Below are 20,927 nucleotides of genomic sequence, written 5' to 3'. Positions count from 1 at the left end.
CCCGGACCGTTGTCTTGGCAATTTTTTGTGCGGTTCCGGTTCACCATATCCGGCGGTTTCGAGCGCGGCAACGAGCATTTGCAGAACGGTCGATTGGGCCAGACCGGCGGTGCGAAAATCCGGCTATTTCAGCGCGGTAACCAGGTCGGCGTCGGGAAAGCAGGTAGCGGAACGGCCGTTGCTGGCCTGCCATTTGCCGATCGAGCGGCGCGTCTTGAAGCCAGGCAGGCCGTCGGCGCTGCCGACATCGTAGCCCTTAGCTTCCAGCGCCCGCTGCAGGGCGGCGATGTCGGAGCGGTAGAGCCCGCCGACCGCGCCCCAATTGCCCGAGAAATTGCTGTCGCCATGGGCGATGCGATCGGCGCCATGGCCGATGAACAGGGCATAGAGATCGCTGGTGTTATACTGCTTCAGCACATAGAAATTGGGGGTGACGATGAAGGCCGGGCCGCTACGCCCGGCCGGCATCAAAAGAAAGCCCTCGGCTTTCAGTTCGCTCGCCGGGAACGGTTTACCCGACACACGCCTGATGCCCATATCAGCCCATTGGGAAATCTTCTTGCCCTGGTCCGGACCTTCGAGCGAGCACGAGACGCTGTCCGGCACAGTCACCTCGAAGCCCCAGCCGCGGCCCCTGACCCAGCCATAATGGACGAGATAATTGGCGATCGATGCCAGTATATCGGGCGTCGAAGTCCAGATGTCGGTGCGGCCGTCGCCGTCGAAATCGACGGCATGCTTGAGGAACGATGTCGGCATGAACTGCGGCTGGCCAAGCGCGCCTGCCCAAGACGATTTCATCGCGCCGACCGGGGCAAGCCCGCGCTCGACGATCTCGAGCGCAGCCAAGAGCTCGGTGCGGAAGAATTCCTTCTTGGTCGACATGAACGCCTTGGTGCCCAGCACCTCGAAGGCGTCATAAGGCATTTTCGCCGCGCCGAAGCCGCTCTCGCGGCCCCAGATCGCCAGCAGCACTTCGCCAGGCACGCCGTAGCGTTTCTCGATCGCGGCAAGAGTCCTAGCGTTGGTCGCCTCGCGGGTGCGGCCGCCGGCGGTCACCGCTCGGACTATCTTTTCAGCGAAATAGGCGCCCGGCGAACCGAACTCGGCCTGATGCTGCTTCTGCGGCGTCGTCGCCTTCTCGCCCGGCTTCACCAGGTCGGGCAGCTTCAGGTTCGGCTTGACGCCTTCGAAGGCGGCATCGAAGGTTTTCCTGGAGATGCCTTTGGCATTGGCTTCGGGCCAGAGGTCGTTGCCAAGCCAGGCGCGGAACTGGTCGTCGATCTTTGCCGCCGAGGCGGGGTTGGCGAGGAGGAAGGCGAGAAAAAACGCGACGGCCAGCCTGCGAAGTCGGCGTCCTGTCGCGCCCCCCTCTGTCCTGCCGGACATCTCCCCCTCCAGGGGGGAGATTGGCTGTCGCGTCTGTTTTCGCCAATCTTCAACGTCGCAAGCTTGGCGGGGATGTCGAGGCTGCCGATCTCCCCCCTGGAGGGGGAGATGTCCGGCAGGACAGAGGGGGGCGCGACGGAACGCAATCATCTCGGAAGCACTCTCCCCGCAACTCGCCTCAAAACACCGTCCGCGAGCGCAGTGCGGCGGCCAGCGTGCCTTCGTCGAGATAATCGAGTTCGCCGCCGACCGGAACACCGTGCGCCAGGCGCGTCACCTTGATGTCGAAGCCGGAAAGCTGGTCGGTGAGGTAGTGCGCGGTGGTCTGGCCCTCGACCGTGGCGTTGACGGCGAGGATCACTTCCTTGACTTCGCCGCCGGCGACGCGATCGACCAGCGAACGGATGTTTAGCTCATCAGGACCAATGCCGTCGAGCGGCGACAGCGTACCGCCGAGCACATGGTAGCGCACGTTCATGGCTGTCGCCCGCTCCAGCGCCCAAAGGTCGGCCACGTCCTCGACGACGATGAGCGTAGTGGGGTCGCGGCGGGGGTCGGTGCAGATCATGCATGGATCCGAGGTATCGACATTGCCGCAGGTCGAGCAGATGCGCACCTTGTCGACCGCCTCGCCCATGGCGGCGGCGAGCGGCGCCAGCAGCTGTTCCTTCTTCTTGATGAGGTGGAGCGCGGCGCGGCGTGCCGAACGCGGACCGAGCCCCGGCACCTTGGCCAGCAGCTGGATCAGGCGTTCGATCTCGGGACCGGCGATTCGCTTAGACATCGCACCGGTTTAGGATTTTTCCGCACGCTTTGGAACAGTTGAGCGGCCAGGGGCTCCGCTCTTCCCTTCTCCCCTTGTTGTGGGAGAAGGTGGATTGGCGCGCAGCGCCAAGACGGTTGAGGGGTGTTGGCCGAAGCGCCGTCGATGCCAAGCTGGAGCACCCCTCATCCGACCTCGCTCCGCGAGGCCACCTTCTCCCACAAGGGGAGAAGGGAAGGCCGACGTCGCGGCCAGTGCTGCCGTCCTCAGTTTTCTTCCAGTGGCCGGGTCTGGCCGGCGATCATCGCGCCGATGGCGTCGGTGTTCTCGGGCGTCGCCTCGAACGACATTGTCGGCTCTGCCGGCGCGGCCTGGAAGGAGGTGACAGGCCGCTCGCTCACGGTTCCGCCAAAACGGGCCGCATCCGGCTCCTGCATTGGTTCCTGCAGCGCAACAAGCATCGGCTTCTCCGCCGTCGCCTTCTCCGGGGTCGCCATTCCGGCGGTCACCCTTGTCTGCTTTGCCGGCAGCGATGCAGCGGCGGTCACATAGGTTGCCTTGGCGAATGTCGGCTTGACCTCGCGAGCCGGCTCCGCCGAGGCGACAAGTATGGCCTGAGCGGCAGGCGCTTGCGGCTTGGCCTGGGCCATGGCGACCACCGGTTCGTCCGGCAGCGGCTGCCAGTTGCGGCCGCGCTTTTCATAGAAGGCATTGCCGCCGGCGACCATGGTGTAGTGCATGTTCTTGTAGGGGAAGCGCAGGCCGGCGGTGTGGAAGAACATGGTGTTCTTCAGCTTGGCTTTGCGCTCGCCCTTGAGCACCGCCTCGGCGGCCTCCTCGACGTCGGGCATCGCCTTCGAATTCATCGGCCGTGTCATGACGCCCGGCGCGAACTGGCCGCGCTCGCCAACCACTTCGCAGATGGTGCTGCCGTGCTTGCCGGACCGCAGCCGGTTCATCACCACCGTGCCGACCGCAATCATGCCGTCACGGCTCGACCGGTTGGACTCGAAGAACATCGCCCGCTCCAGGCACTCCTTTTCCTTCGGCGTGGAATTGTAGGAGCGCGAGCTCAGGAAACTCGGCGTAATAGCATCGGTCAGGCTGGACATGCCGTGCGAGGCGGTCTGACTGCAAGCGGCCAAAAACAGCGGCGAGATAACGACGCCGAGCCGCAACGGCGTCTTCCATCGGGTAGAGACCAACAGGTGTCCCCTCAATTCTGCTGCCAGCCCGCCCCTGGTTGCGGCAAGAATGAGACACTTTCAGGCAAAAAGATGGCTAAAGCGTTATTAAGTGTGGGGAGTTGCCTAATAGACACAGCTGGCGGTAGAGCGAGCACTGGGCCGCTGCACTCTTCGGCCACTGTAACGGCATACCGATTGACTAGCGCGTCGCGTTCGACCGGCCTCATGCGACGCGCTTTAGGTTCTTGTTTTGATGCATGTCGTTATCGCAAAACCGCTGCACACTTTTGCGCGACATGCACTAGCCTTAGAACGGCAGTTTCATTCCCGGCGGGATCGGTAGGCCCGCGGTCAGCGCCCTGGTCTTCTCCTGCATGATCTGCTCGACCTTGGTCCTGGCGTCGTTGTGGGCAGCGAGAAGCAGGTCCTCGAGAATCTCGACCTCGTCTTCCTTGAACAGCGACGGGTCGATCTTCAGCGACTTCATCTCGAATTTGCCGGTCAGCGTGACGCTGACCAGGCCGCCGCCGGCCTGCCCGGTGGCTTCCAGCGTAGCGATCTCATCCTGCATGGCCTGGAACTTGGCCTGCATTTCCTTTGCCTTGCCCATCATGCCGAGAAGGTCTTTCATCGCACGGTCCTTTGCAGTTGGTGCTGGTTGTTTCAGGTTTCGTCGTCGTCGGCCGGCGGCTCGACCGGCACTTCGGCCTCGTCGGCTTCCGGCGCGTCGGGAATGCGCACGTCGATGATCTTGGCACCGGGAAAGCGCGCCAGGATGGCGGCGACCGTCGGGTCGCTCTTGGCATCGAGGAAGGCGTTTTCGCGCTTTGTCGATTCCAGCTCGGCCAAGGTCTGGCCGCCCTCGTCCTTCGACAGCGACACCAGCCAGTTGCGGCCCGTCCAGGCGCGCAGCTTGGCGGTCAAATCATTGAGCAACATCTTCGGCGCATCGTCGGTCAGGCTGACGTCGATACGACCGGGCTCGACGCGCACCAGGCGCACGCAACGCTTCACCAGCACCTTGAAGGCCATGTCGCGCTGGGCGTCGGCAAGGGCGACAATGTCGGCCAGCGATTTCACCGGCACCGGCGGCGCCTCGACCACCGGCTCCGGCGGAGCAACGAAGTTGGTCGGCACGGGCTCGGCCTCGACCAGGTGCATCGTCTCGACCAGGCGCATCGTCTGCGCGCCGCCATTGGCCGTCGGCATCCGCGCCTGCGCCACGGCGCCGGCACCACCGCTTGCAGGCGCATGGTTTGCGGGGCCGGGGCTTGCCGGCGTGCCATTCACGCGCGGCGCAGTGCCCGGCAGGGTACCGCCGTTCTCCAGCGATTTCAGCGCCTCGTCCAGCGTCGGCAGGTCGGCGGCATGGGCCAGCCGGATCAGCACCATCTCGGCGGCGCTGACCGGGCGGTTGGAGGTCTGCACCTCGGGAATACCTTTCAAGAGCATCTGCCACGTCCGCGACAGCACCTTGACCGACAGCATGCTGGCGAAATCGGCGCCGCGCCGGCGCTCGTCCTCGGACAGCGAGGCGTCGTCGATGGCAGCCGGCACGAAACGCAGACGGGTGACCAGATGGTTGAACTCGGCAAGGTCGGTCAGCACCGCGGCAGGATCGGCGCCGGTATCGTACTGGGCACGGAATTCGGCAAGTGCGGCGGCGACGTCGCCCTTCATGACATGTTCGAACAGGTCGACGATGCGGGCACGGTCGGCAAGGCCGAGCATAGCACGCACCGCTTCGGCGCTGACCGCGCCGCCGCCATGGGCGATCGCCTGGTCGAGGATCGACTGCGCATCGCGCATCGAGCCTTCGGCCGCGCGCGCGATCATCGCCAGCGCATCGTCTTCGACTTCGATGCCCTCCAGACCGGCTATCCTGGCAAGGTCGGCCTTGATCATTGCCGCATCGATGCGCCTGAGGTCGAAACGCTGGCAGCGCGACAGGACGGTGATCGGCACCTTGCGGATTTCGGTGGTGGCGAAGATGAACTTGACGTGCGGCGGCGGCTCTTCCAGCGTCTTCAGCAGGCCGTTGAAGGCCTGGTTGGAAAGCATGTGCACTTCGTCGATGATGTAGACTTTGTAGCGCGCCGATACCGGGGCGTAGCGCACGCGCTCGATGATGTCCCTGATGTCGTCGATGCCGGTATGCGAGGCGGCGTCCATCTCGATGACGTCGACATGCCGGCCTTCCATGATCGCCTGGCAATGCTCGCCGAGCACGGCAAGGTCGACGGACGGCTGGTCGACGGTCGATGTTTTGTAGTTCAGGGCCCGCGCGAGTATGCGCGCGGTCGTCGTCTTGCCGACGCCACGCACGCCGGTCAGCATCCAGGCCTGGGCGATGCGGCCGGTGGCAAAGGCATTGGTCAACGTGCGGACCATCGGCTCCTGGCCGATCAGTTCGGAGAAATTCGACGGTCGGTATTTGCGCGCCAGCACGCGGTAGGCGGCAGGCTTGTCCAATTTCCCGGCCTCGTTTCCGGCTTCGCTCATTCGCCCGTTAAGCTCCAAGGGCTGCCATTGGAGGCGGCCGATTCCTGCGCATAGTTTCGCCCGCACGGCTTGGCGCCGTCAATGTCGGGGCAAAAGGCGAAGAGGCGGGAGGCTGGAACAATGACCCGTTCCGGGCTCGTTAGGGCTGCTTCCTTCCGGACCTGACCCGGTTGGCGAGTGGACCGTCCACCACCAACCTCCCAGCCTCCATATCGGCAATCCGGCGATGAAATGCAAGTGCGGATGATAGGGCCTTGAGCGACGGCGAAAGCTGAAACCAAAAACCCGCCTCGGCGGGCGGGTCGTTGGTGCGAAATAATCACCATAGCGAGATTAGTAGCATAGCTGCCGGCACAAAGCAAGAACAAAATGTGGCCGCGATCAAAATCGTTGACCTCGGCGGGGCAGCGCCAACCTGATGCAATTTGCCCGGGCCCTCACTTCTTCGCGCACAATCAGCGCCGCGACGGCCAATGTTGCTTGCTGCCCCTTGCGGCCCTTCGGAAGCCGCTCTAGCGTCGATGGAGTTCAAAAAACATCAAAAGTGAGGGAAACGCCGATGTTGCCGGGCCTCAAGGCCGGATTCACGCTTGACGCCCAGCTGGAAGCCGACAGCGAACAGCTGATGTGGCTCGGCCTGTGCGAATTGCGCGTCATGAACGACCGCCGCTGGCCATGGCTGCTGCTGGTGCCGCAGCGGCCGGGCATTGAGGAAATCCACGACATGACGCCGCTCGACCAGGCGATGCTGACCTTCGAGACCAACATGGTGGCGCTGGCGCTGAAGCGGGTGACCGGCTGCACCAAGATCAACACCGGCGCACTCGGCAACATCGTGCGCCAGTTGCATGTGCACGTCGTTGCGCGCTCGGAAGGCGATCCCGGCTGGCCCGGCCCGGTGTGGGGGCACGGCCTGCGCGAGCCCTACCAGCGCTCCGACCTTCGCAAGTTTGCGGAAAAGATCAAGGCAGCGCTATAAGCCTCTCCCGTGTCCACCTTGAACCTTCCCGAGTCCGCATGAGCTTTCGCCTGTTTGACGCGCCCTTGCGCGAGCCGAGCCAGTTCGTCGGCTTCGCCGGCAACATTATCGACCGGCAGTCCGAAAACCGCGCCGACGATTCCGTCGAAAACGCACTCGCCGATCCCTCGGCGCGGCTTTTGCTGATGCGTGGCGGCCGGCTCTATCTGAAGCTTGCGCAAGGCGCATTCGACCCCTGGTTCGGCGTGGCCGAATGCCGGCCGCTCGAAGCATCGCTCGAAAACGGCGTCCTGCTCGGTTTTTCCGAAAGCGGCCCGGTGCTGGCGCTGCCGGCCGGGGTCGAGCCCGAGCAGCTTCCCGAGACGATCAAGGCGATCGACTATCGCTCGGTCTATATGCAGGGGCTGATCGACGAAGCGGCGGCCGGCGCGCTGGCGCAAGGGGCGGCGCTGCTCGCCTGGCATGCCAGCCATCGCTTCTGCAGCAAATGCGGCACCGAGGCCGAGATGCGGGCGGGCGGCTACAAGCGGCATTGCCCGGCCTGCGGTACGGAGCACTTTCCGCGCACCGACCCGGTGGCGATCATGCTGACGGCAACACGCGAAAAATGCCTGCTCGGCCGCGGCCGGCATTTCGGGCCCGGCATGTATTCGGCGCTCGCCGGTTTCATCGAGCCGGGCGAGACGATCGAGGCGGCGGTGCGCCGCGAAACGCTGGAGGAAGCCGGCATCAGGCTCGGCCGCGTTGTTTACCACGCCAGCCAGCCCTGGCCGTTTCCCTATTCGCTGATGATCGGCTGCTTCGGCGAACCGCTCAACGACGATATCCAGCCCGACCTCAACGAGCTGGAAGATTGCCGCTGGTTCTTTCGCGACGAGGTGCTCTCGATGCTGGCCCGCGAGCATCCGGGCGGCCTGGTGACACCGCCGAAGGGGGCGATCGCCTATAACCTCATCCGCGCCTGGGCTGACAGCGCGTGACACGAAGACATCGCAGGAGCAAAAAATGATCCGTCACACCGTCGTGTTCACGCTGAAACACCCGCCGCATTCGCTCGAGGAAAAACGGTTCCTCGCCGACGCCAAGAGGATTCTCACGGCGATAAAGGGCGTCACGCATTTCGAGCAGTTGCGGCAGGTCAGTCCCAAGAACGACTACCGCTTCGGCTTCTCGATGGAGTTCGCCGATCAGCGGGCCTATTCCGGCTACAACGACCATCCCGACCACGTCGCCTTCGTCCGCGACCGCTGGATCCCGGAAGTCGAGGCGTTTATGGAGATCGACTACGTGCCGCTCGGCTGGGGCTGAGACTGGAAAGCGGCGCTCTAAAAAATTAATACCCGGCGTCGCGATCCACCACATTTTCCAGCGCTTCGCCGCGCTCGAAAGCATCCATCTGACGCAGCATGATCGGCGCCAGGTGGACCGGATCGGAGGTTGCCGCCGCATGCGGCGTCACGAACACTTTCGGATGGCTCCATAGCGGGCTGGTCTTCGGCAGCGGCTCGACCTCGAAAACGTCGAGGCTGGCTTCCTTCAGCGTGCCGTCGTCCAGCGCGCGCAAAATGTCGGCGTCCTTCTGCAGCCTGCCGCGCCCGGCATTGATCAGCACTGAGCCGCCGAGGCCGTTGCGCTTCCGCAGCTCCTTCAGCACGCCGTGGTTGATGATACCGTGCGTCTGTGGCGTCAGCGGCAGCAGCACCACCAGGATGTCGGTGGCGTTTAGGAACGGGATCAGGCCGGCCTCGCCCGCGTAAGTCGAGACACCTTGCATCGGCCGATCGCTGCGCGACCAGCCATTGACGGGAAAGCCGAGCGACAACAGCACCGATGCCGCCGCGCGGCCAAGCGTGCCGAGCCCCATAATGCCGACCGAGATGTCGCTGGCCGGCCGCTGCTGCGGTTCATGCCAGATCTTCTTCTGCTGCTGGGCGCGGTAGAGCATGCCTTGGCGATGGTGGTCGAGCACCCGCCAGACGACGTATTCGGTCATGTACTGGGTCAGGTTGTCGGCCACCACCTTAACGACCGGTACGTCGGGCAAGGTGGGATCGGCGAAGATGTGGTCGACGCCGGCGCCGATCGAGAAGATGGCGCGCAGATTGGGCAGCGACGACAACAGGTTCGGCCGCTGTTTCCACACCACAGCATAGGTAATCGAGGGATCGCCGGCGCCATTCGGCTCGAGCACCACCTCGCGCTCCGCCGACAGCAGTTCGCGCCAGCGCAGCGGATGAATACCGGTGAGGGCAAGCAGGATGCGGCCTTTTTCCATTGTGGATTGTTTTTCCCTTTTTACCAACAGCGTTCGCGTTCCGACGCGCAAGGCGCGGCAGCGTTTTGATTTTGTGCATGATCTCTGGCGAAAATCTACTCGCTGACGATGCCGACCGGCGCCGTTTCGATCTTGAAGGCGGCCGAGATCAACGCCTTTGTATAGTCGGTCCGCGGGTTGCCGAAAATCTGTTCGGAAGGACCGGCCTCGACGATCCTGCCGTTGCGCATGACGATGACTTCGTTGGCGAGCGCGCGGATGACCCTCAGATCGTGGCTGATGAAGAGGTAGGCGAGGTCGTGCTTGGCCTGCAGGCTGCGCAAGAGGTCGACGACCTGCGCCTGCACGCTCATGTCGAGCGCCGAGGTCGGCTCGTCCAGCATGACGAAACGCGGGTTGAGCACCATTGCGCGCGCGATGGCGACGCGCTGGCGCTGGCCGCCGGAGAATTCGTGCGGATAGCGGTTGCGCGTCGCCGGATCGAGGCCGACTTCCCCGAGCACGTCGACGATACGCTCGTCGCGCGCATCAGGAGACAGCTTCGGCTCATGGATCTTCAACCCTTCCTCGATGATCTCGGCGACCGACATGCGCGGACTGAGCGAACCGAACGGATCCTGGAAGACGATCTGCAACTCGCGCCGCAACGGCCGCATTTCGTTGAAGGACAGCTGATCGATGCCGCGTCCGTCGAACTGGATGTTTCCGGTCGACGAGATCATCCTGGCCAGCGCCAGGCCGAGCGTCGTCTTGCCTGAGCCGGATTCGCCGACGACGCCAAGCGTCTGGCCGGCCCGCACGGTGACGTCAATGCCGTCGACCGCCTTCACATTGTCGACGGTGCGCCGGAAGAAGCCCTTCTTGATCGGAAACCAGACCTTGACGTCCTTGCCGACCATCACCGGCTTGGCGGCCTGGTTGGCCGCCGGCGGCTTGCCTTTCGGCTCGGCGGCAAGCAGATGCCGCGTGTAGGCGTGCTGCGGATTGGCGAATATCTCCTTGGTCGGGCCGGTCTCGACGATCTTGCCCTTGGTCATCACGCAGACCCGGTCGGCGATCTTCCTGACGATGCCGAGATCGTGGGTGATGAACAGCATCGACATGTTCTTGCGGCTTTTCAGGCCGGCCAGCAATTCGAGGATCTGCGCCTGGACGGTGACGTCGAGCGCCGTCGTCGGCTCGTCGGCGATCAAAAGTTCAGGCTCGTTGGCCAGCGACATGGCGATCATGACGCGCTGGCGCTGGCCGCCGGAAAGCTGGTGCGGATAGGCGTCGAGCCGCTTCTCCGGCTCGCGGATGCCGACCTCGTGCAGAAGTTCCAGCGTGCGCGCCTTGGCTTTGCGATCCCCCAGGCCCTGGTGCAGCTTCAATACCTCGACGATCTGCTGCTCGATCGTGTGCAGCGGGTTGAGCGAGGTCATCGGCTCCTGGAAGATCATGGTGATCTTGTTGCCGCGCACGCGGCGCAAGTCTCTCTCGTCCGTGGCAAGCAGGTCGGCGCCGAGGAACAGGATCTTTCCCGACGGGTGGCTGGCGGTCGGATAGGGCAGCAGCTTCAGAACCGACAGCGCGGTGACCGACTTGCCGGAGCCGGATTCGCCGACCAGCGCCACCGTCTCGCCCTTGGCAAGGTCGAAGGAAATATGGTCGACGGCCATCGACTGGTCGCCGGCTTGCGTGAAGGCGACGCTGAGATCCTGGACCGAAAGCAGCGGGGTGTCGCTCATCTGAACGTCTTGCGCGGATCGAAGGCGTCGCGGGTGGCCTCGCCGACGAAGACAAGCAGCGACAGCATCAGCGAGATGACGACGAAGCCGGAAATGCCGAGCCATGGCGCGTTGAGATTGCGCTGCGCCTGCTTCAACAGCTCACCCAGCGACGCGGCGCCGGGCGGCAGGCCGAAGCCGAGATAGTCGAGCGAGGTCAGCGTCGAAATCGAGCCACTGAGCAGGAAGGGCAGGAAGGTCAGCGTCGCCACCATGGCGTTGGGCAGCAGATGCCGGAACATGATGGTGACATTGGACACGCCGAGCGCGCGCGCCGCATTGACATATTCGAAATTGCGGGCGCGCAGGAACTCGGCCCGCACCACGCCGACCAGTGCCACCCAGGAGAACAGCAGCATCAATCCGAGCAGGATGAAGAAGCCGGGCGGCAGGATGGCGGCGACGATCAGGAGCAGGTACAGCACCGGGATGGCCGACCAGATCTCGATGAAGCGCTGGAAAAGAAGGTCGGTCCAGCCGCCGAAATAGCCCTGCAGAGCGCCGGCCGCCACGCCGATCAGCGCCGAGCCGGCGGTCAGGATCAGGCCAAACAGCACCGATATCCTGAAGCCGTAGATGACGCGCGCCAGCACGTCGCGGGCCTGGTCATCGGTGCCCAGCCAGTTCCAGTTGCCGACGTTGCAATTGGGGTCTGCCTCGCCTTTCGGATACTGGTTGCAGCGCGTCTTCTTGTCGTAGAGCCAGGACGGCTTGGTCGGTGCTGCTTCGGGAATAGCGTTGTTGACGGTCTGGTAGGAGTAGCGCACCGGCGGCCAGATCATCCAGCCATTGGCGTTGATCTCGTCCTGGATCACCGGATCGCGGTAGTCGGTGACCGCATAGAAGCCGCCGAACTTCTCCTCGGGATAGGCGACCAGGACCGGAAACAGGATCTCGCCTTTGTAGGAGGCGATGATCGGCCTGTCGTTGGCGACCAATTCCGAAACCAGCGACAGCACAAACAGGAACAGGAATATCCACAACGACCAGTAGCCGCGCCGGTTGGACTTGAAGTTCTGCAGGCGCCGCTGGTTGAGCGGCGACAGAAAGGGCCGCGCGATCCGAGCCGGCGCCGTTTCGGCTGAGGCCTGCGCCATCAGACGTCTCTCCGCTCGAAATCGATGCGCGGGTCGACCCAGGTGTAGATCAGGTCGGACAGCAGCCCGACGAACAGGCCAAGCAGCGAGAAGATGAAGAGATTGGCGAACACCACCGGATAGTCGCGCTGCACCACCGAGTTGAAGCCGAGCAGGCCGAGGCCGTCGAGCGAAAATATGTTCTCGATCAGCAGCGAGCCGGTGAAGAAGGCCGAGATGAAAGCACCGGGAAAACCGGCGATGACGATCAGCATGGCGTTGCGGAAGACGTGGCCATAAAGCACCTGCCGCTCCGACAGGCCCTTGGCGCGGGCGGTGACCACATATTGCTTGCGGATTTCCTCGAGGAAGGAATTCTTGGTGAGCAGCGTCGTCGTGGCGAAGGCCGACAGCACCAGCGCGGTCAGCGGCAAGGTCATGTGCCAGAAATAGTCGACGATCCGCTGCGGCCAGGACAGCTGGTCCCAATTGTCGGAGGTGATGCCGCGCAGCGGAAACCAGTCCCAGAACGAGCCGCCGGCAAACAGCACCATCAGCAAGATGCCGAACAGGAAGCCCGGAATGGCGTAGCCGACAATGACGACGCCGCTGGTCCAGACGTCGAAACTGGACCCGTCCTTGACCGCCTTGCGGATGCCGAGCGGGATCGAGATCAGGTAGGATAAAAGCGTGATCCACAGCCCGATCGAGATCGACACCGGCATCTTTTCCAGGATCAGGTCGAGCACCGAGATGTCGCGGAAATAGCTGTCGCCGAAATCGAAGCGGAGATAGTTCCACAGCATCATGCCGAAGCGCTCGAGCGGCGGCTTGTCGAAGCCGAACTGCTTCTCCAGCTTCTTGATGAATTCCGGATCGAGCCCTTGCGCGCCGCGGTATTTCGAGCCGACGTCGCCGGCGACATCGAAATTGGCGCCGCCGGCATCACCGCCGCCGCCGCCGAGGCGATCGCTGCCGCCCTGGTTGGTCAGCCTGGCGATGACCTGCTCGACCGGCCCGCCCGGCGCGAACTGGATGACGGCAAATGACACCGCCATGATGCCGAACAGGGTCGGGATCATCAGCAGGATACGGCGCAGTATATAGGCGCCCATCAGGCTCTCTGCCTCGCTTGTGCGAAAATCTCAGGCTTTGCCAATTTTTGCCGCCTTGTCTTTGTCGAACCACCACGACGTCTCGACCGGAAAGTCGTAATCCGGCTTTTGAGCGGGAAAGCCGAACATATCCCAGAAGGCAGCCCGGTGATTCGCCAGATGGTATGTTGGAATCCAGTCTAGCCGCGCGCGCAAGACCCGATCGAGCGCGTTGAGCGCTGTGACGAGTTCGATCCGGCTCTGCGCCTTGCCGGCTGCCTCGATCAGCGCGTCGATGGCTTTGCTTTCCGTGCCCGGATAGTTGCGCATCCCCGGCGTTTTCGCCATCCGGGAATTGTAGAGGATTTCCAGGCCGTCGGCAGTGGGCGTCGCCCCGATCAACCAATGTAGCATGTTGAAATCGAAATCGTAGTTGCTTTGCCGCGCTTCAAATTGCGTCGAATCGACCTGCCGGATCGAAGCGTCGATGCCAATCGCCTTCATATTCTCGGACCACGGCGCGAAAATGCGAACGAGACCCTCGTCCTCGGCCAGCATTTCCACCCGCAGTCGCTCGCCCTTCTCATTGACGACGAAATTGCCCGCTCGCTTCCAGCCGGCTTCGGCAAGCAGTCTCGAAGCTTCGCGCAGCAGCTTACGGTCGTGACCGGAACGGTCCGAGACGGGTTGCACCACCGGTTCGCCGAAGGTTTCCGGCGGCAACTCGGCTCTGAACGGCTCAAGCAGTTTCAATTCCTGAGGCGAGGGCAGGCCCTCGGCCTTGTAGTCCGATCGTTCGAAGTTCGATTGCGAGCGCTCGTAGGAGCCGAAAAACAGTACCCGCTTGGTCCATTCGAAATCGAAGCAATAGGCGATCGCCTGTCTCACGCGCACATCGCGGAATTGCGGCCGGCGCTGGTTCAGCGCGACAGCCTGCATGTCGGGCGATTTCTCGCCGGGAAATTCCCGTTTGACGACCCTGCCGTCCTTCAGGGCCGGAAAGTCGTAACCGGTCGCCCATACCCGCGCGGTGAATTCCTCGCGAAAATGCGTATCGCCTTTCTTGAACGCTTCAAACGCTGCCTGGCGATCAAGATAGAAATCGATACGGATACAGTCGAAATTATTAAGCCCGCGGTTCACGGCGAGATCGCGCCCCCAATAATCGGCGACACGTTCATATTCGATAGTCTGCCCGGCCACGACCCGTCCCATCTTGTACGGCCCGGAGCTGAGCGGCGGGGTCATCGTCGAGGCGTCGAAATCATTGGCCGTATAGAAGGCTTTGGACACGATCGGCATTACGGCGATCGCGAGGATATTCTGCGCCGACTGTTTGCCGTTGAAGGTAAGGCTGACAGTAAGCGGATCGATTGCGACCGCATCCGTCATATGCCGCAGCGCTTGGGAAAGGTTCGGGTGTCCCCGGTCTTTGTAGAGGTTCAAGGCGAAGGCAACGTCCTCAGCCGTCAGCGGCGAGCCGTCATGGAAGCGTGCTTGTGGCCGCAGGCTGAAGCGGAAGCCGTTGCGGTCCTGCGACAAGGTAACGGATTCGGCAAGCACGCCGTAGATCGCATCCGGCTCATCGAGCGCCCTTGCCATCAGCGAATCGAAACAGAGCTCGGTGCGCGGCGGCGAATCCCCCTTCAACACCAGCGAGTTCAACGTGTTGAAAGTCAGAAAGCTCTGATTGAGGGTGGAGTTCGGCGGGCCGAAATTCATCCGGCCGCCCTTGGGAGCGTCTGGATTGACATAGTCAAAATGCGTGAAATCCGGCCCGTATTTGAGATCGCCAAAAGCTGACAACCCGTGCAGTTTCACGCCGGTCGGAATGGCCGCGAAAGCTCGGCCTGGCAGCAGTGCCGCAGCGGCGGCAGCACCGCCCAGGGCGAGGAAGTCGCGACGAGGCAGCGCTGCCATCAATTGCCGCTCTTGTATTTGGCCGCCAGCGCCTTTTCCTTGTCCGGGTCGATCCACCAGGAATTCTGGTCGACGCCTAGGTAGCTTGGCTGCTTTGCCGGAATGCCGAACTTGTTCCAGTAGGCGACACGAATTTTTCCCAGGTGCCATTGTGGGATCATGTAATAATTCCAGAGCAACACTCGGTCCAGCGCATGGGTGGCCACCATGAGATCGTCCCGATCGGTGGCAAAGATCACTCGGTCGATAAGCGCGTCGACGACCGGGTTCTTGATCCCCGCCAAATTGCGTGACCCGGAGGTATCGGCTGCAGTGGAGCTGAAAAAATGGCGCTGTTCGTTGCCCGGCGAGTTGGATTGCTGGAAGCCTGCAAGCGCCAGCATATCGAAATCGAAGGCGCGGGTCCGGTTTGTGTACTGGCTGTCGTCAACAATACGCAGCGTCGCGTCGATGCCGAGGCGTTTGAGATTATCGATCAAAGGCGCGGCAACGCGTTCGTCCACGGGATCGTTGCCCAGAAACTCGATCCTGAACGGTTCGCCGGTCTTTTCATTGACCAGCTTGCCGCCTCGGTTGATCCACCCCGCTTGCTTCAAAAGCTCATAGGCTTTCCGAAGATTTTCACGCCCCGACTGCGGCGTGTTGTAGACGGGCAGCTTGAACTCCTGGGTGAATAGTTCGGGCGGCAGCTTGTCGCGATATTGTTGCAGGATTTCCAATTCCTTCCCCTGCGGCAGGCCGCTTGAGGCCAAATCACCACCTTCGAAGTAACTGTCCGTGCGCGTATAGGCGCCGAAGAAGATGGTGCGGTTCATGCTCTCGAAATCGTAGGCGTGGGTCAGAGCCTCGCGCACGCGCACGTCCTGAAAAAGCGGCCGGCGCGTATTCATGACATAGGCCTGCATGGGTTCCGGCGACGTCGTAGGATATTCCGCTTTTATGACGTCCCCCGCCTTGATGGCCGGGAAATTATACTCGACTGCCCATCGCTGGGCACGTGACTCAGGGCGAAGATCCTGGAATCCGCCCTTGGTGAAGGCCTGCCAGGAGGCATTGTCGTCGAGAAAATAGGTAAAACGCTGCCTGTCGAAATTCTCGCGGCCGATCTTCACCGGCAGTTTGGCCGCCCAGTAATCCGGCACGCGCTGCCAGACGATTTCCGAGCCCGGCTTGAAGCTGGCGATCTTGTAAGCTGCGGAGCCGAGCGGCGGCTCCTGCGTCGGCCTTGTGATATCGCGCTTCTTGCCTTTGGCATCGGTGCCTTCCCACCAATGCTTGGGCAGCACGACGAGATCGCCGAGGATCTTCGGCAGTTCGCGGTTGCCCTTCTGGCTGAAATGGAACTCGACCTCGCGATCGGAGATCGCGACCGCGTCGGTGACGTTCTCGAAATAGCGGCTGTACATCGGGCTGTTGGCCTTCAGCACCTGGAACGACCAGATCACGTCCTCGGTGGTGATCGGCTGGCCGTCATGCCATTTGGCCCGCGGATCGAGCCGGTAGGTCGCCGAGGAATAGTCGGCCGGATATTTGTAGGCGTCGGCGATCAGCGTATGGCTGGTGCTGCCCTCGTCGGTCGCCTGCTCCATCAGCGTGTCGTAGAGCAGGCCGCCGCCGAATTGGGCGAAGCCGGCGGCGAACGAACCCTGCACAATATAGGGATTGAAGCTGTCGAACGTGCCGAGCACCACCGAATTCAGCGTGCCGCCCTTCGGTGCATCCGGATTGACGTAGTCGTAGTGCTGGAAGTTGTCGCCGTATTTGGATTCGCCAATCAGCGAGGAGGTCGTGCGCCATTCGTCCGCAAAGGCGGCCTGCAGGCCGCCGGCAAAAGCAGCCAGCATCAGCACTGATTTCAGAAGCGTCCGCGCTCGGCCAACCGTCATGCGTTCTCCTCTCTGCGATATAGCGCCGTCACGATATAGCGTTGGGGCCCAATCTAGATCATTTGGCGGCGCTGAAAACCGCAACCGAGCGGCTTTGTCGTCGCATATGCATTTTTCCTAACGAAAAAGCCGGGCTGAACCCGGCTTTTTCAAGGATAATGTCATTACAGTTTTGTTATTTTGCGGGCGCAGCCGGCGCCGGGGCGGCTGGCGCGGCGCCTTCTGCCGGTTTGGCCGGAGCTGCACCTTCGGCCGGCTTGGCGGGCTCATTTTCGGCCGAGGCGCCGGGCGCCGGCAGCGGCTTCGGATTGTCCGACAGCGTGCGCAGATAGGCGATGACGTTGGCGCGGTCCTCATCCTTCGGCAGGCCGGCGAAGCCCATCGCGGTGCCCTTCACGAACTTCTTCGGCGAGGTGATGAAGTGGTTGAGATTGTCGTAGGTCCACTTCTCGCTGCCGCCCTTGGAGAACTCCTTCATGCCGGCCGAATAGGCAAAGCCCTCATGCTCGGCGACCGGACGGTCGATGATGTCCCAGAGATCGGGGCCGACCTTGTTGGGGCCACCCTTTTCGCCGGAGTGGCAAGCCTGGCATTTCTTGAAGATGGCGGCGCCCGCTTCGGCGTTGGCAGTGGTCAGCAGCTCGGCAATCGGCTTCACGGCTGCGGCGGGAGCGGCCGGGCCGCCTTCGGCGGGCTCGGTCGCCTCGATGGCGAAGCCGGGCTTTTCCGGCGCCGGCGAGGCAAACAGCGCGTCGGACACGATGCCAACGGAAAAGACGATGAACACGGTTCCGAGGAGACCGGCGAGCAGCTTGTTGACTTCGTTGGAATCCATACGCCCCATGCTCCCTTTCCGGCGGACCGATCCGTCCACTCCGTCCGTCGGTATCGTGATCCACCCGGTGGAACCGGCCAAATCGCGCGGAAACTAGGTCTTTTGCTCCGGCGTTGCAACACCTATAAGGGCGCTGCCAGTGAGACCTTTTGCCACTTTGTCCTCCTCTTTTTCGAGCCCTTTGCCCGCCTCATGTCCACGCTCATCCTGATCCCGGCCCGCATGGCCTCGACGCGCCTGCCGGGCAAGCCGCTGGCCGACATTGCCGGCACTCCGATGATCGTCCACGTCGCCCGCCGCGCCGCCGAAGCCGGGCTCGGCCGGGTGGTCGTCGCCACCGATACGCAAGGCGTTGCGGAGGCGGTGCGCACGCACGGTTTCGAGGCGGTGCTGACGCGGGCGGACCACGAAACCGGCTCCGACCGCATCTTCGAAGCGCTGGCCATTCTCGACCCTGGCAACAGCGTCGAGACGATCGTCAATGTGCAGGGCGATCTGCCGACCATCGACCCCCTTGTTATCGGCGCCGCGCTGAAGCCTTTCGAGAACGCAGCGGTCGATATCGCCACGCTCTGCGTCGAGATCGTCCGCGACGAGGAAAAGACCAATCCGAACGTCGTCAAGCTGGTCGGCTCGCCACTCTCGGCGACACGGCTCAGGGCGCTCTATTTCACCCGCGCCACCGCGCCCTGGGGCGAAGGTCCGCTCTACCATCACATCGGCCTCTATGCCTATCGCCGCGCCGCACTCGAACGCTTCGTTGCGCTAAGGCCGTCGCCGCTGGAGCGCCGCGAGCGGCTGGAGCAGTTGCGGGCGCTGGAGGCCGGCATGCGCATCGATGCGGAGATCGTGCAGTCGGTGCCGCTTGGCGTCGATACGCCGGGCGATCTCGAACGCGCCAGGGCGCTCCTTTCCAACTAAAAAATTCTTCCCCCAATCCCCGAGACTCTGCGCATGGCTGAAAAGACCAACAAAATATCCTTCCAGGGCGAGCCGGGCGCCAATTCCGACACCGCCTGCCGCAACATGTTCCCGTCGATGGAGCCGTTGCCGTGCCCGACCTTCGAGGACGCCTTCAATGCGGTCGAGACCGGCAAAGCCGATCTGGCGATGATCCCGATCGAGAACACCATTGCCGGCCGCGTCGCCGACATCCATCACCTCTTGCCGGAATCGAAGCTGCACATCATCGGCGAATACTTTCTGCCGATCCACTTCCAGCTGATGGTGCTGCCCGGCGTCAGGCGCGACGAGATCAGGACCGTGCACAGCCACATCCACGCGCTCGGCCAATGCCGCAAATACATCCGCAAGAACGGCTGGAAGGCGACGGTTGCCGGCGACACCGCGGGCGCCGCCAAGATGGTCGCCGCGATGAAGGACCGCACCATGGCCGCGCTGGCGCCGGCGCTGGCCTCGACCCTCTACGGACTCGACATCATCGAGGAGAATGTCGAGGACACCGACAGCAACGTCACCCGCTTCGTTGTGCTGACCAAGAACAAGCAATGGGCCGAACGTCCCTCGGCCGACGCCAGGATGATGACGACCTTCATCTTCCGCGTCCGCAACGTGCCGGCGGCGCTCTACAAGGCGATGGGCGGGTTTGCCACCAACGGCATCAACATGACCAAGCTGGAAAGCTACCAGCTCGGCGCGTTTACGGCGACGCTGTTCTACGCCGACATAGAGGGCCATCCCGACGATCCGCTGGTCAAGCTGGCACTCGACGAGTTGCGCTTTTTCTCGCGCGAAATGCGCATTCTCGGCGTCTATCCCGCCAGCGCCTCGCGCGAGCAATGGAAGGTGGCGGATTAGGATCCGGTCAGGTCAGGCCGAGCTTGTTCTGCTTGGCCGGCTTGCCGCATTCGCGCCGGCTGATCGACCGGTTCATGGCGTCGATCTTGCCGCTTGCCTGGTCGGCGTCGCGTTTGGCTTTCGAGCGCATGTCCGGCGTGAACGGGCCAAAGCCCGTCGCCGGGTTGGAGAAGGACGGCTTGGCGTCCACCGGCAAATGATATTGCTGCGCCAGGCCGTTTCGTTGCGCCAGCAATTGATCGCAAGGCACCTTGTCATATTGCAGCGAGGACTGGACGTTTTCGTCCTGCCGTTCGGACATCGAATTGCCGACGCAGCCGGCCATCGCCAGGCAAGATGCCAAGACCGTCATGTTCCAGCGCATGAACGTGCTCCTTGTCTTTCGCGGCTGCGGCTTCTCATGCGCAGCGGCAGAAGTCTTAGCCAGATTTTACGCTGCCGGAAAGCAAGCTTGCCACTACGGCCAGCCCTTCGACCGGTTGGCGGCGATCCTGCCGGATGATTGTTGCCTGCAGCGACAGGATCGAAAAGCCGTCGGCATCCAGAACCCGCTCTACATAGCCTTGCGAATGCGCGTAGCGGCGCGACGGCTGCAGGGCGAAGCCGGCGCTGTCAGACGATTCTCCGCCCGGGAGCGTCTCGACGGAGAACGCAAACAGACCGCCGCCGGCAAGCATTCCGGCAATCTTGTTCACCACCTTGTCGAGTGCGCCGAGATAGATGAACACATCGGCCGCCGTCACCAGATCGGCTTTCGGGCCAGAATAGCAAAAATCCTGCAGGTCCGTCTTGACGAGCAGATCGTAGACGCCTTTGGCGCGCGCCTGCCTCAGCATGCCGGTCGAGATGTCGTAACCCTCCAGCCGGTCGGCGATCGGCCGCAGCTTCTGGCCCATGAGGCCGGTGCCGCAGCCGAGATCGAGCACCAGCGAAAACCGGCCCGGCCGTGCCGCCCGGATGGCGCGGTCGAGACATTCGGGCAGGCGATAGCCGAGCCTGTCGACCAGCTCAGCCTCGAAACTCCCGGCATAGTGGTCGTACAGCGTCTCGACGAAGGCGCTGGGCGGCGCCTGTGCCGCCGCCGCCCTGCCGATCAATTGCAGCTTGAGCACCGCGCCGAGCCTGTCCGCCGGGTCGAGCCGCAGTGCCGTCGTCCAGGCCTGCGCGGCACGATCGGGCGCGCCCGCCGCCTCCTGCATCTCGCCGAGGCGGAACCAGCCGGCTGGCCATTGCGGCGCCAGTTCGAGCGCGCCGAGCAGCAATTCCGCCGCTGCCGCATGATCGCCGGATGCATAGAGCATTTCGGCATAGTCGGCGCGGCGGTCGGCGGTCAAATCGCCGGACGAGGTCTGGAGCGGTTTCATGCGATCGGGTTCCGCCGGGTGTTTGCAGCCGGCTTGCGCTCTATGCTGGAGTCAGCAGTGACTTACAACAGGC

The 20,927-nt window shown here is 63.0% G+C and carries 19 protein-coding genes and 1 other RNA gene; 5 read left to right on the top strand and 15 right to left on the bottom strand.

Translation table 11 applies throughout. The features are described 5' to 3' along the window. Window positions 1–123 precede the first annotated feature (123 nt). From NKJ91_RS07950 to ffs, 6 genes are all read right to left on the bottom strand, one after another. Entirely contained in the window at window positions 124–1,389 is a 1,266-nt protein-coding gene (locus NKJ91_RS07950; protein ID WP_352455094.1) for a lytic murein transglycosylase, read from the bottom strand. A 178-nt stretch (window positions 1,390–1,567) separates the two neighbouring features. Next, window positions 1,568–2,173 (bottom strand): recombination mediator RecR, encoded by a 606-nt coding sequence (gene recR, locus NKJ91_RS07945; RefSeq protein ID WP_352448580.1) that lies wholly within the window; start codon window positions 2,171–2,173, stop codon window positions 1,568–1,570. Window positions 2,174–2,418: 245 nt separating this feature from the next. Continuing rightward, window positions 2,419–3,357 (bottom strand): cell wall hydrolase, encoded by a 939-nt coding sequence (locus NKJ91_RS07940; protein ID WP_352455093.1) that lies wholly within the window; start codon window positions 3,355–3,357, stop codon window positions 2,419–2,421. Window positions 3,358–3,646: 289 nt separating this feature from the next. Beyond that, entirely contained in the window at window positions 3,647–3,970 is a 324-nt protein-coding gene (locus tag NKJ91_RS07935) for a YbaB/EbfC family nucleoid-associated protein (RefSeq protein ID WP_023676870.1), read from the bottom strand. A 32-nt stretch (window positions 3,971–4,002) separates the two neighbouring features. Then, window positions 4,003–5,841: a DNA polymerase III subunit gamma/tau gene (locus NKJ91_RS07930; protein WP_352455092.1), complete on the bottom strand. Its 1,839-nt coding sequence runs from the start codon at window positions 5,839–5,841 to the stop codon at window positions 4,003–4,005. 104 nt (window positions 5,842–5,945) lie between these two features. Next, an RNA gene (gene ffs, locus NKJ91_RS07925) (signal recognition particle sRNA small type) lies at window positions 5,946–6,042 on the bottom strand. Between the two features lie 358 nt (window positions 6,043–6,400). On the opposite strand from ffs, the gene NKJ91_RS07920 reads away from it, so the two are divergent. From NKJ91_RS07920 to NKJ91_RS07910, 3 genes are read left to right on the top strand one after another with little or no spacing between them, the layout of a single operon-like run. Then, entirely contained in the window at window positions 6,401–6,820 is a 420-nt protein-coding gene (locus NKJ91_RS07920) for an HIT family protein (protein WP_352448577.1), read from the top strand. A 38-nt stretch (window positions 6,821–6,858) separates the two neighbouring features. Beyond that, the gene (nudC, locus tag NKJ91_RS07915; RefSeq protein WP_352448576.1) at window positions 6,859–7,800 is read left to right on the top strand and encodes an NAD(+) diphosphatase; all 942 of its coding nucleotides are present in this window, start codon (window positions 6,859–6,861) and stop codon (window positions 7,798–7,800) included. Window positions 7,801–7,825: 25 nt separating this feature from the next. Further along, a complete protein-coding gene (locus tag NKJ91_RS07910; protein WP_023676866.1) occupies window positions 7,826–8,128 on the top strand; it encodes a Dabb family protein in 303 nt (100 codons plus the stop codon). Window positions 8,129–8,153: 25 nt separating this feature from the next. Here NKJ91_RS07910 and NKJ91_RS07905 read toward each other — a convergent pair whose 3' ends face one another. The 7 genes from NKJ91_RS07905 to NKJ91_RS07875 all read right to left on the bottom strand — a co-directional run bounded on the left by NKJ91_RS07905 (window position 8,154) and on the right by NKJ91_RS07875 (window position 17,672). Further along, a complete protein-coding gene (locus NKJ91_RS07905) occupies window positions 8,154–9,095 on the bottom strand; it encodes a 2-hydroxyacid dehydrogenase (protein ID WP_352455091.1) in 942 nt (313 codons plus the stop codon). A gap of 95 nt (window positions 9,096–9,190) precedes the next feature. After that, window positions 9,191–10,822 (bottom strand): ABC transporter ATP-binding protein, encoded by a 1,632-nt coding sequence (locus NKJ91_RS07900; RefSeq protein WP_352455090.1) that lies wholly within the window; start codon window positions 10,820–10,822, stop codon window positions 9,191–9,193. Continuing rightward, window positions 10,819–11,958: an ABC transporter permease gene (locus NKJ91_RS07895; RefSeq protein WP_352455089.1), complete on the bottom strand. Its 1,140-nt coding sequence runs from the start codon at window positions 11,956–11,958 to the stop codon at window positions 10,819–10,821. The genes NKJ91_RS07900 and NKJ91_RS07895 overlap by 4 nt, the downstream gene beginning before the upstream one ends. Continuing rightward, window positions 11,958–13,052 carry a microcin C ABC transporter permease YejB gene (locus NKJ91_RS07890; protein ID WP_352455088.1) on the bottom strand — a complete coding sequence of 365 codons (1,095 nt, stop codon included), beginning with the start codon at window positions 13,050–13,052 and terminating at the stop codon, window positions 11,958–11,960. The genes NKJ91_RS07895 and NKJ91_RS07890 overlap by 1 nt, the downstream gene beginning before the upstream one ends. A 30-nt stretch (window positions 13,053–13,082) precedes the next feature. Beyond that, window positions 13,083–14,951: an extracellular solute-binding protein gene (locus tag NKJ91_RS07885; protein ID WP_352455087.1), complete on the bottom strand. Its 1,869-nt coding sequence runs from the start codon at window positions 14,949–14,951 to the stop codon at window positions 13,083–13,085. Continuing rightward, on the bottom strand, window positions 14,951–16,837 hold the full coding sequence (locus tag NKJ91_RS07880; RefSeq protein WP_352455086.1) for an extracellular solute-binding protein: 1,887 nt from the start codon (window positions 16,835–16,837) through the stop codon (window positions 14,951–14,953). Before NKJ91_RS07880 ends, NKJ91_RS07885 begins: the two co-directional genes overlap by 1 nt. Window positions 16,838–17,012: 175 nt before the next feature. Further along, window positions 17,013–17,672: a c-type cytochrome gene (locus NKJ91_RS07875; protein ID WP_352455085.1), complete on the bottom strand. Its 660-nt coding sequence runs from the start codon at window positions 17,670–17,672 to the stop codon at window positions 17,013–17,015. 192 nt (window positions 17,673–17,864) lie between these two features. Between NKJ91_RS07875 and NKJ91_RS07870 the strand changes: the two genes are divergently transcribed. Further along, window positions 17,865–18,593 (top strand): 3-deoxy-manno-octulosonate cytidylyltransferase, encoded by a 729-nt coding sequence (locus NKJ91_RS07870; RefSeq protein WP_352455084.1) that lies wholly within the window; start codon window positions 17,865–17,867, stop codon window positions 18,591–18,593. 33 nt (window positions 18,594–18,626) lie between these two features. Next, entirely contained in the window at window positions 18,627–19,490 is an 864-nt protein-coding gene (locus NKJ91_RS07865; RefSeq protein ID WP_352455083.1) for a prephenate dehydratase, read from the top strand. 7 nt (window positions 19,491–19,497) lie between these two features. Here the strand turns inward: NKJ91_RS07865 and NKJ91_RS07860 are convergent, their stop codons facing one another. Both NKJ91_RS07860 and NKJ91_RS07855 read right to left on the bottom strand, forming a co-directional pair. After that, window positions 19,498–19,854 carry a hypothetical protein gene (locus tag NKJ91_RS07860; protein WP_352455082.1) on the bottom strand — a complete coding sequence of 119 codons (357 nt, stop codon included), beginning with the start codon at window positions 19,852–19,854 and terminating at the stop codon, window positions 19,498–19,500. Between the two features lie 55 nt (window positions 19,855–19,909). After that, on the bottom strand, window positions 19,910–20,854 hold the full coding sequence (locus NKJ91_RS07855) for a class I SAM-dependent methyltransferase (protein ID WP_352455081.1): 945 nt from the start codon (window positions 20,852–20,854) through the stop codon (window positions 19,910–19,912). Between the last annotated feature and the right edge of the window lie 73 nt (window positions 20,855–20,927).

Source organism: Mesorhizobium sp. M0040 (assembly GCF_040323505.1).
Taxonomy (GTDB): Bacteria; Pseudomonadota; Alphaproteobacteria; order Rhizobiales; family Rhizobiaceae; genus Mesorhizobium.
This window is presented reverse-complemented; position numbering and strand designations above follow the sequence as displayed.

Coding starts and splice junctions, on each gene's coding strand:
- NKJ91_RS07950 (WP_352455094.1), bottom strand. CDS start 1,389: ATGTCCGGCAGGACAGAGGGGGGCGCGACAGGACGCCGACTTCGCAGG.
- recR (WP_352448580.1), bottom strand. CDS start 2,173: ATGTCTAAGCGAATCGCCGGTCCCGAGATCGAACGCCTGATCCAGCTG.
- NKJ91_RS07935 (WP_023676870.1), bottom strand. CDS start 3,970: ATGAAAGACCTTCTCGGCATGATGGGCAAGGCAAAGGAAATGCAGGCC.
- NKJ91_RS07930 (WP_352455092.1), bottom strand. CDS start 5,841: ATGAGCGAAGCCGGAAACGAGGCCGGGAAATTGGACAAGCCTGCCGCC.
- NKJ91_RS07920 (WP_352448577.1), top strand. CDS start 6,401: ATGTTGCCGGGCCTCAAGGCCGGATTCACGCTTGACGCCCAGCTGGAA.
- nudC (WP_352448576.1), top strand. CDS start 6,859: ATGAGCTTTCGCCTGTTTGACGCGCCCTTGCGCGAGCCGAGCCAGTTC.
- NKJ91_RS07910 (WP_023676866.1), top strand. CDS start 7,826: ATGATCCGTCACACCGTCGTGTTCACGCTGAAACACCCGCCGCATTCG.
- NKJ91_RS07905 (WP_352455091.1), bottom strand. CDS start 9,095: ATGGAAAAAGGCCGCATCCTGCTTGCCCTCACCGGTATTCATCCGCTG.
- NKJ91_RS07900 (WP_352455090.1), bottom strand. CDS start 10,822: ATGAGCGACACCCCGCTGCTTTCGGTCCAGGATCTCAGCGTCGCCTTC.
- NKJ91_RS07895 (WP_352455089.1), bottom strand. CDS start 11,958: ATGGCGCAGGCCTCAGCCGAAACGGCGCCGGCTCGGATCGCGCGGCCC.
- NKJ91_RS07890 (WP_352455088.1), bottom strand. CDS start 13,052: ATGGGCGCCTATATACTGCGCCGTATCCTGCTGATGATCCCGACCCTG.
- NKJ91_RS07885 (WP_352455087.1), bottom strand. CDS start 14,951: ATGGCAGCGCTGCCTCGTCGCGACTTCCTCGCCCTGGGCGGTGCTGCC.
- NKJ91_RS07880 (WP_352455086.1), bottom strand. CDS start 16,837: ATGACGGTTGGCCGAGCGCGGACGCTTCTGAAATCAGTGCTGATGCTG.
- NKJ91_RS07875 (WP_352455085.1), bottom strand. CDS start 17,672: ATGGATTCCAACGAAGTCAACAAGCTGCTCGCCGGTCTCCTCGGAACC.
- NKJ91_RS07870 (WP_352455084.1), top strand. CDS start 17,865: ATGTCCACGCTCATCCTGATCCCGGCCCGCATGGCCTCGACGCGCCTG.
- NKJ91_RS07865 (WP_352455083.1), top strand. CDS start 18,627: ATGGCTGAAAAGACCAACAAAATATCCTTCCAGGGCGAGCCGGGCGCC.
- NKJ91_RS07860 (WP_352455082.1), bottom strand. CDS start 19,854: ATGCGCTGGAACATGACGGTCTTGGCATCTTGCCTGGCGATGGCCGGC.
- NKJ91_RS07855 (WP_352455081.1), bottom strand. CDS start 20,854: ATGAAACCGCTCCAGACCTCGTCCGGCGATTTGACCGCCGACCGCCGC.